At 48.1% G+C, this 8,670-nt stretch carries 9 protein-coding genes and 1 pseudogene; 7 read left to right on the top strand and 3 right to left on the bottom strand.

Features of this window, described 5'->3' with window-relative positions:
* Positions 1-307, bottom strand: a 307-nt coding sequence (locus VIM87_RS21845; protein WP_331999061.1) for a type II 3-dehydroquinate dehydratase, incomplete at its 3' end; no start/stop codon positions are given.
* 238 nt (positions 308-545) lie between these two features.
* Positions 546-1,109 (bottom strand): UbiX family flavin prenyltransferase, encoded by a 564-nt coding sequence (locus VIM87_RS21840; protein WP_331999060.1) that lies wholly within the window; start codon positions 1,107-1,109, stop codon positions 546-548.
* Positions 1,110-1,214: 105 nt separating this feature from the next.
* Between VIM87_RS21840 and VIM87_RS21835 the strand changes: the two genes are divergently transcribed.
* A complete protein-coding gene (locus tag VIM87_RS21835; protein ID WP_331999059.1) occupies positions 1,215-1,796 on the top strand; it encodes a glutathione peroxidase in 582 nt (193 codons plus the stop codon).
* Between the two features lie 35 nt (positions 1,797-1,831).
* Positions 1,832-2,014: a hypothetical protein gene (locus tag VIM87_RS21830; protein WP_331999058.1), complete on the top strand. Its 183-nt coding sequence runs from the start codon at positions 1,832-1,834 to the stop codon at positions 2,012-2,014.
* A 10-nt stretch (positions 2,015-2,024) separates the two neighbouring features.
* On the opposite strand, the gene ytxJ is transcribed toward VIM87_RS21830, so the two are convergent.
* Complete coding sequence (ytxJ, locus tag VIM87_RS21825) at positions 2,025-2,357, bottom strand: bacillithiol system redox-active protein YtxJ (RefSeq protein WP_331999057.1); 333 nt, start codon at positions 2,355-2,357, stop codon at positions 2,025-2,027.
* A gap of 344 nt (positions 2,358-2,701) precedes the next feature.
* Between ytxJ and VIM87_RS21820 the strand changes: the two genes are divergently transcribed.
* The 5 genes and pseudogenes from VIM87_RS21820 to VIM87_RS21800 all read left to right on the top strand — a co-directional run.
* The gene (locus tag VIM87_RS21820; protein WP_331999056.1) at positions 2,702-4,054 is read left to right on the top strand and encodes a UDP-N-acetylmuramate--L-alanine ligase; all 1,353 of its coding nucleotides are present in this window, start codon (positions 2,702-2,704) and stop codon (positions 4,052-4,054) included.
* A gap of 94 nt (positions 4,055-4,148) precedes the next feature.
* On the top strand, positions 4,149-4,922 hold the full coding sequence (locus tag VIM87_RS21815; protein ID WP_331999055.1) for a 3'-5' exonuclease: 774 nt from the start codon (positions 4,149-4,151) through the stop codon (positions 4,920-4,922).
* 73 nt (positions 4,923-4,995) lie between these two features.
* A complete protein-coding gene (locus VIM87_RS21810) occupies positions 4,996-5,739 on the top strand; it encodes a polyprenol monophosphomannose synthase (protein WP_331999054.1) in 744 nt (247 codons plus the stop codon).
* A 73-nt stretch (positions 5,740-5,812) separates the two neighbouring features.
* Positions 5,813-6,703: a DMT family transporter gene (locus VIM87_RS21805; protein ID WP_331999053.1), complete on the top strand. Its 891-nt coding sequence runs from the start codon at positions 5,813-5,815 to the stop codon at positions 6,701-6,703.
* 157 nt (positions 6,704-6,860) lie between these two features.
* Positions 6,861-8,670 (top strand): annotated as a pseudogene (locus VIM87_RS21800) (S9 family peptidase); the annotation flags it as partial.

The raw sequence follows: 8,670 nt of genomic DNA, 5'->3' as shown, positions 1-8,670 counted from the left end.
CATATACATTGCTGATGTGCACTTCTATCACCGGCGTTTTAATAGCTGCAATAGCATCCCGTATAGCTACAGAAGTATGCGTATAGCCGCCGGCGTTAAGCAGTATACCATCGGCGCTAAAGCCCTGCTCATGCAGGTGATTGATGATCTCCCCTTCTACATTGCTTTGGAAATAGCTGAACTGTACGGTGGGATACAGCGTTTTCAAAGTAGCCAGGTAGTCCTCAAAGGATTCGCTGCCGTAAATGCCTGGCTCCCGCTTTCCCAGCAGGTTCAGGTTAGGCCCGTTAATGATTGAAATATGCATGATGTTAATTACGAATTATTCAATTACGAAATGCGGAGCATTCATGAATGCCGTTGAAAATAATTATGATTATGAGTAATTACGAATTGTGTACTCCAAAATGTAATTATGAATTATTCAATTATGAATTCCAAAACTTTTCGGGCTACAATTAAAAACAAAACAATGAACCCCAATAATCACAAACTACAATCAACCTCTCCGATCCATTCGTAATTCGTAATTGAATAATTCGTAATTACTCCTTCCCCCATCTGTAAGTATCCTGCTCAATCCCTGCCAGGTCCAGCACCCGGTCGGTAACCGTAGCTGCCACTGCTTCCAGTGTAGCCGGCTGGCTGTAAAAAGAGGGGGTGGCCGGGCAAATAATACCACCGGCTTCTGTAACGCTTACCATATTGCGCAGGTGCACCAGGTTATAGGGCGTTTCCCGCACCACGCATATCAGCCTGCGGCGCTCTTTCAGCACCACATCTGCGGCACGGGTAATAAGGTCATTGGAAACACCGGTAGCAATACGGCCCAGCGTACCCATGGAGCAGGGACAAATGATCATGGTTTTAAACTGCCCCGATCCGCTGGCAAAAGGCGCATGAAAATCCTGCTGGGTATAAAAACGGAATGGCAGCTGCGCATAGTCCTGGTTTCCCAGCTCTGTTTCCCATACGGTTTTGGCATTCTCTGTCATTACCACCGCCACGGTATCTATCTGCTCCGCAGCAGCCTGCAGCTTCTGCAAAAGCTGGCGGGCATATATGGAACCACTGGCGCCGGTAACAGCTACAACTATACGATGCTTCATTCTTTTGATTATATAGCGCAAAACTAGGAAATTTGCGCTATTGACAAGCATTACAAGCTACGATGCCTGTAACCGCTATCCTTTTCACAGCAGCAAATAACCGTCATGACAGGCAAACAGTCTTTTCTTAAAAAAGTATACCCGCTTTTTATGCGCCTCTCCCGTTTGTTTGGCAGCAGAAATAAAACATTGTTTAATGAAGCGGGAAAGCGGCCACCGGTACCGTTTTCAACCCTTACCATCATTGATAACCAGGGCAACGTTGTGCCCATGAGCAAGTTTAACGGCAAAAAATTATTGCTGGTGAATACAGCATCTGACTGCGGTTTTACCGGCCAGTATAAAGCGCTGCAGCAGCTGCAGGAGCTGATGCCGGAGCTGGTGATCATCGGTTTCCCGGCCAATGATTTCGGTGAGCAGGAAAAAGGATCGGATAAAGAGATTGCACAGTTTTGCCAGGCAAATTACGGGGTTACGTTTATGCTGGCAGCTAAAAGCAGCGTAGTAAAGGGAGCGCAGCAAAACCAGGTGTTCCGCTGGCTGTCTGATAACAGTTATAATGGCTGGAACCAGCAGGCACCGGAATGGAACTTTAGCAAGTACGTAGTAAATTCCGGTATGCTGTTGTATTATTTCGGGCCGGCAGTATCGCCGCTGAGTGAGGATGTACTGAAAGCGCTGAGCTGATAATTAATAATGAAGAATTAAAAATTAATAATTAAATGCAGCGGAAAGGTGCTGGGCGGGGCATTGAATGGCCGATCATCGAAGCAGGCACTTCATCAACTCCTAAAAATGCAAAAGCATTCATGAACATCATTCTAAAAATGATCATGAATGCAATACCTTATGGGTGCAAAATGCCTGATCACAAAACCTTGCAATCAACCGCACCAATCAATTAATTATTAATTCTTAATTATTAATTAACTCCTTGAGGCTGTCCATCGAAATGCCATTATGGCTTTCGTCATACACGCAAGCTCCATTGCGGATCAATAATACCTGGGGCGATTCATGCTCCACGGCATAATCATGGGCAATTTTATTGGAAATATCGCGGTGCCTGATCAGGTCAAGGTAGTAAAAGTCCACATCTCCGGGCGCTTCGGCGCGCTCTAACCGGGATTTAACCATCGAACTAATGGAACAGCGGGTGCTGTGCTTAAAAATAACCACCGGCTGCTGGGCCGATGCTGCTTTAATTTGTTCTAATTGTGATTCGCTGTCTAGCGTCTTCCAGTTCATTTTCTAACACTCCTTACTTTTTTCAGCAGGCGCCGACTTCGATATTTTCATCGGACAGCCCAGCTTCGAATGCGTTGCACACGAGGTAAATAATACCGCAAAGATACCAATAAGGCCGGCAACGCCCAACAATTTAACATGAGATCTCATGATTGGAAATTTAGTCTTTAAACGAAAATTCATAGGGAAAGCGTATAAAATCTTTTTTAATCGTGCTTAGTAACGTTACTTTGCAAATATAAAAAATATATTAAAGAAAACAACAAGATGTGTGAGCAGTGGTTTATCTGATTGTCATTACAAATTAGTACTGGATCCTGCTCCAAACTTCCTACTGTCCAATTATGAAAGTTCACTTTATTGCTATTGGCGGCAGCGTTATGCACCAGCTGGCCATTGCGCTGCACCATAAAGGCTACCAGGTAACAGGCAGCGATGATGAAATATTTGAGCCGGCCCTTAGCAACCTTGCAAAGGTAGGGATTTTACCGGTTTCTATGGGCTGGGATGCCAACCGTATTACAGCCGGCCTGGATGCCGTTATCCTCGGTATGCACGCCCGGGCCGATAACCCGGAACTACTACGCGCACAGGAGCTGGGCCTTAAGATCTATTCCTTCCCGGAATACATTTACCAGGAAAGCCTGCAAAAGCAGCGGGTAGTGATAGGCGGCAGCCACGGCAAAACCACCATTACCGCCATGATCATGCACGTGCTGCAGGCACAGCAAAAAGCGTTCGATTACCTGGTGGGCGCCCGCCTGGAGGGCTTTCCCCAGTCGGTGAACATTACCGATGCCCCGCTGATCGTATGCGAGGGCGATGAATACCCGGCTTCCGTAATAGAAAAACGGCCCAAATTTCATTTCCTGCACCCGCATATCGCGGTGCTCAGCGGTATTGCCTGGGACCATATTAACGTATTTCCCACTTTTGATAACTATTTGGAGCAGTTTGCCATTTTTATCCGGCAAATGGAGCCCGGCCACATTCTTATATATAATAGTACCGATGAGGTGCTGAGCGCGCTGGTTGACAAAGAAGGCCGCCACCTGAAGCTGGTGCCCTACACCCTGCCCATTCACATGATAACAGAAGGGGTAACCCGCGTGTATTTTGAGGAAGGTTTCAGCGACCTGCAGGTATTTGGCGACCATAACCTGCTGAACCTGCACGCCGCCCGCCTGGTATGCAATGAGCTGGGCATCACGGACGAGGCTTTCCTGCAATCCATCGCCACCTTTAAAGGCGCCGCCAAAAGGCTGGAGCTGGTGGGGAAAAATAAGCAAACCGCTGTTTACCGCGATTTTGCCCATGCCCCCTCCAAAGTAAAAGCCACCATACAGGCCCTGCAGCAGCAGTACCCTCACCGCAAGCTCATCGCCGTACTGGAATTACATACCTACAGCAGCCTGAATGCCGGTTTTATGGATCAGTACCAGGGCGCTATGGACCCCGCCAATGAAGCCGTGGTATTTTACAGCAAACATGCGCTGGAAATAAAACGTATGCCGGAGCTGCTGCCGGAACAGATTGCAGCGGGTTTTGGCCGTAAAGACCTGCACGTATTTAACCAGCGTGCACAGCTGGAAGCCTTCCTGGATGCACAGCAGTATAAGGATACCAACCTGCTGCTCATGAGCTCCGGCGACTATGAAGGGCTTGATATACGTTCACTGTGGGACAAAATGAAGTAGAAAGTCATCAATAAGAAACAAGCCGTAAGAAGTAAGATATGGAAAATGCATATCTTACTTCTTACATCCAAATATCAAATCATCATTTTTTAACATGCCCACTTTACAACTTAAAAGGCCCCTGGCGGTTATTGACCTGGAAACTACCGGCACCAATGTAGCCACCGATCGTATTATTGAAATTGCCATTGTTAAAGTATTCCCGGATAAAAGCACGCAATCCAAAGTAAAACGTGTGAACCCGGAATGCCCCATCCCCGCTTCCACCACCGCTATTCATGGTATTACGGATGATCATGTGAAGGACTGCCAGACCTTTAAGCAAATGGCCAATGAGCTGCGCCAGTTCCTGGAAAATTGTGATATAGCCGGCTATAACTCCAACCGCTTTGATATTCCCATGCTGGTGGAGGAATTTTTACGTGCCGGGCTTGAGTTTGAGGTATCCGGCCGCAAGTTCGTGGACGTGCAGAAGATCTTTCACCTCATGGAAAAACGTACCCTGAGCGCCGCCTATAAGTTCTATTGCGATAAGAACCTGGAAAATGCCCATAGCGCAGAAGCCGATGCATTAGCCACTTTCGAGATACTGGAAGCCCAGTTGAACCGGTATGAAACGCTGCAGTCGGATGTAGACGGGCTGGCGGAATTTACCAAGGAAGATGAGTACATCGACTTTGCCCGCCGCATGGTGATGCAGAACGGTACGGAAGTATTTAACTTTGGTAAATACAAGGGCCGCCCGGTAAAGGATGTGCTGAAATCAGAACCCCAGTACTATGATTGGATGATGAAAGCGGATTTCCCGCTAAACACCAAACAAAAACTGACAGAAATTTATCATAGTATGATGTTAAAAAAAATGTAATATTTTTCAGGAACGCCCTATCTTGCGGCCTGATTATACTATTTTCGCAGTCCACAAAAACGATGTTCGCTGATTGGAAAAGCTTGTCATAATACCTACGTACAATGAAAAGGATAATATCCGAAAGATCATTGACGCTGTATTTTCCTTGCAGCAGGATTTTCATGTACTTATCATAGATGATGGATCGCCGGACGGCACCGGCAACATTGTAAAGCAGCTGCAGCAGCAGTATGCGGGTACGCTGTTCCTGGAAGAAAGGAGCGGTAAGCAGGGCCTGGGCACCGCCTATATCCATGGCTTTAAATGGGCGATGGCTAACGGCTACGAATATATTTTTGAAATGGATGCCGATTTCTCCCACAACCCGAAAGACCTGATACGTTTATATGATGCCTGTGCAAAGGAAGGGGCCGATCTGGCCGTAGGCTCCCGCTATGTAAAGGGCGGCCGTACGGAAAACTGGCCCTGGGACCGTGCCGTACTTTCCTATGGCGCCTCCATTTACGTAGGTTTTATAACGTGGATGCCCGTACGGGATGCCACCGCCGGCTTTGTATGTTACCGCCGCGCAGTGCTGGAAGCCATTAACCTGGATGCCATACAGTTTGTGGGATATGCGTTCCAGATAGAAATGAAATTTACCGCCTGGAAGCTGGGCTTTAAGCTGAAAGAAGTGCCTATCACCTTCCGCGACCGTAAGGAAGGTTATTCCAAAATGAGCAAAGGCATTGTGAAAGAAGGGATCCTGGGTGTGCTGAAAATACAAACGCAAAGCCTTTTCCGGCGCTATGAACGCCGGCATACTACCCGCTGATTAGTTGGCAGTCATTAGTTGGCAGTTGCCGGTTATTGGTTGCAAATATTCCCCCGCTGCAAACTGCTAACTAATGAAAAAAGCATTTATACAATTACATCTTGCTGTTTTCCTGGCCGGCTTTACCGGTATCCTGGGGAAGCTCATCACCCTCAATGAAGGATTGCTTACCTGGTACCGCTTACTGATCTCCGCTGTTACACTTTACCTTATTTTTTTGTGGCGTGGCCTGTTAAAGAAAGTTCCTTTTAAGGATGTAATGATCATTGGCAGCAATGGCGCTATTATAGGCCTGCACTGGATCTTTTTTTACGGCAGCATTAAATACGCCAACGTATCCATAGGCGTAGTATGCTTTTCACTCACCAGCCTGTTCACCGCTATCTTTGACCCGCTTATTAACCGCCGCCGGTTCGATGTGGCTGAAATGTTATTAAGCCTGCTTACCCTGCTGGGCATACTGCTTATATTTCAATTTAATACGGAATACCGCACGGGTATTATCCTGGGCATCATTTCCTCCATGTTCGCGGCGCTGTTCACCGTGTTTAACAAACGGCTTGTTAAACGTTTTGATACTTATACGCTGGGCTTTTATGAGCTGATGATAGGTACCCTGTGCATTACGCTGCTGCTGCCGTTTTACCTATTCAACACCCATACGCCCCTTTCGGCCTTCATCCCCTCCTGGCAGGATGCGCTTTACTTAATAGCGCTTTCCTGGATCTGCACCATCTGGCTGTATGCGCTTAACCTGGATGCTTTAAAAAAGATCTCTGCCTTCACCGTAAACCTCTGCTTTAACCTGGAACCGGTGTACAGCATACTGCTGGCCTTTTTGCTGTTCCATGAAAACAAATACCTGGGCTGGACTTTTTACGTGGGCCTGTTTTGCATTATGTTGTCTGTAGCCCTGCAAATGTGGCGGGTAGGGAAGCAGACCAAGGGTGAGGGACTGCATTGAGTCCATGGTCTATGGCCCATAGTCCATTGCCTTGTTCGCAAAATAAGTTTTACGCGTTAATCCCTCCAATTCACCGGCAGTGGCCGTTGTATGCCGTTCACGCACTATGCCATGGACTATGGACCATAGACCATGGACTTTTATTAATTTAGCTACTATGAAAAGCACCCTCATATGCGCAGCCATTACCGGCTTATCGCTGGTTACCTATGCACAGCAGCCAATAACTAAACCGCCACTGGATCACAGTGTTTATGACAGCTGGGAAAGTATCGGCAAAAAAACTATCAGCAACAATGGTCAATGGATCGTTTATACCATTACCCCGCAGGAAGGCGATGCCCGCTTAGTGATCTACGACAACAAAACCCGCCGCAGCATGGAAGTGCCGCGCGGCAGCAAACCCGTGATCACGGAAGATTCCAGGTACCTTGTATTTGCCATTGATCCGTATTTCAAAGACACCAGGCAGGCTAAGATCAAAAAGAAAAAGCCGGCAGAAATGCCGAAGGATTCCCTGGGCATTGTAACCCTTGAACAATGGCAGCTATGGAAAGCCCCCATGGTAAAGTCATTTAAAACACCGGCCAAAGGCAGCGGCTGGGTAGCCTACCTGCTGGAAAGGCCGGAATGGGATAAGGACAGCACCAGCGGCACCCCGCTCATTATCCGTAACCTGAAAGATAATAAGGAAGATACCCTGCAGCATGTGCTGGAATACACTTTCAGTAAACCAGGCAACAAGCTGCTGGCTGAGATCACCACCGCTAAAAAAGATCCCCTCTCCAAAGCAGGCGTGCTGTTATGGGATATAGCCGGCCGCAAGCCGGATACCCTGAGCCGTGGCAGCGGCGAGCGCAAGCTGCTCACCTTTGATGATAAAGGCCTGCAGGCCGCCTGGGTAAGCACCCGCGACACCGCCAAAGCCCCGCAGCGCATTTTCCAGCTGTACTACTATAAACCCGGGCAGGATACCGGCATTATTGCCGCCGACCGCCAAACACCAGGCTTGCCTGATAACTGGGGTGTGGCCGACAGCAGTAAGATCGAGTTCAGCGGAAACGGGCAACGTCTGTTCTTTGGCGCCGCTCCTGTACGACCGCCTAAAGACACTACCCTGGTTGATTTTGAAGTAGCCAAAGTAGACATCTGGAACTACCAGGATGATTTTCTGCAACCCATGCAGCTCAAAAACCTGAACCGGGATTTGAAAAAAAGCTACACCGCAGTATATGATCCCGCCACACAAAAAGTATTACAGCTGGGTAATAAAGACCTGGAAACCGTGGTAACAACAGATGAAGGTAACAGCACTTACGCCCTTGGCTATACGGATAAGGGTGAACGCATTGCCATGCAATGGACCGGCCGTACGCTGAAAACCGCGTGGCTGCTGAATGTGAGTGATGGCACCCGCCGTATGGTAAAAGAAAAGCTGGATGGCGATTTTTACATTTCCCCCAAAGGCCAGTACCTGTATTGGTATGATAGGGTGGCCAGACACTGGTTCAGCTACCAGGTAAGCAGCGGCGCCACCCGCAACATTACGGCCGGCATACCCGCCAAAATGTATGATGAAACAGATGACCATCCCGATGAACCGGATACCTATGGCGTAGCCGGCTGGCTGGAAGGTGATAAATATGCGTATATCTATGACCGTTATGATGTGTGGCAGGTGGACCCCAGCGGGCAGCAAGCGCCGGTGAACATCACCCTTGGCGCCGGGCGTAAAGACAAAACCCGCTTCCGTTATGAGAAGCTGGATGAGGAAGAACGCTTTTTCAAAAAAGACCAGGACCTGCTGCTCAGCACATTTAACGAAACTACCAAGTACAACGGCTTTTCCCTGTTAAGGCTCAAAACCGGTACGCTGCAGGCTTTGGCCATGGGACCTTTTGCTTACCAGCAACCGGCCAAAGCTAAAAATGCAGACAGTTACATTTTCACCAAAAGCAGCTATGTGC

The organism is Chitinophaga sp. (genome assembly GCF_036569125.1).
Lineage (GTDB): Bacteria > Bacteroidota > Bacteroidia > Chitinophagales > Chitinophagaceae > Chitinophaga.
The sequence above is the reverse complement of the archived record's forward strand: the minus strand, read 5'-3'. Positions and strand labels throughout refer to the sequence as shown.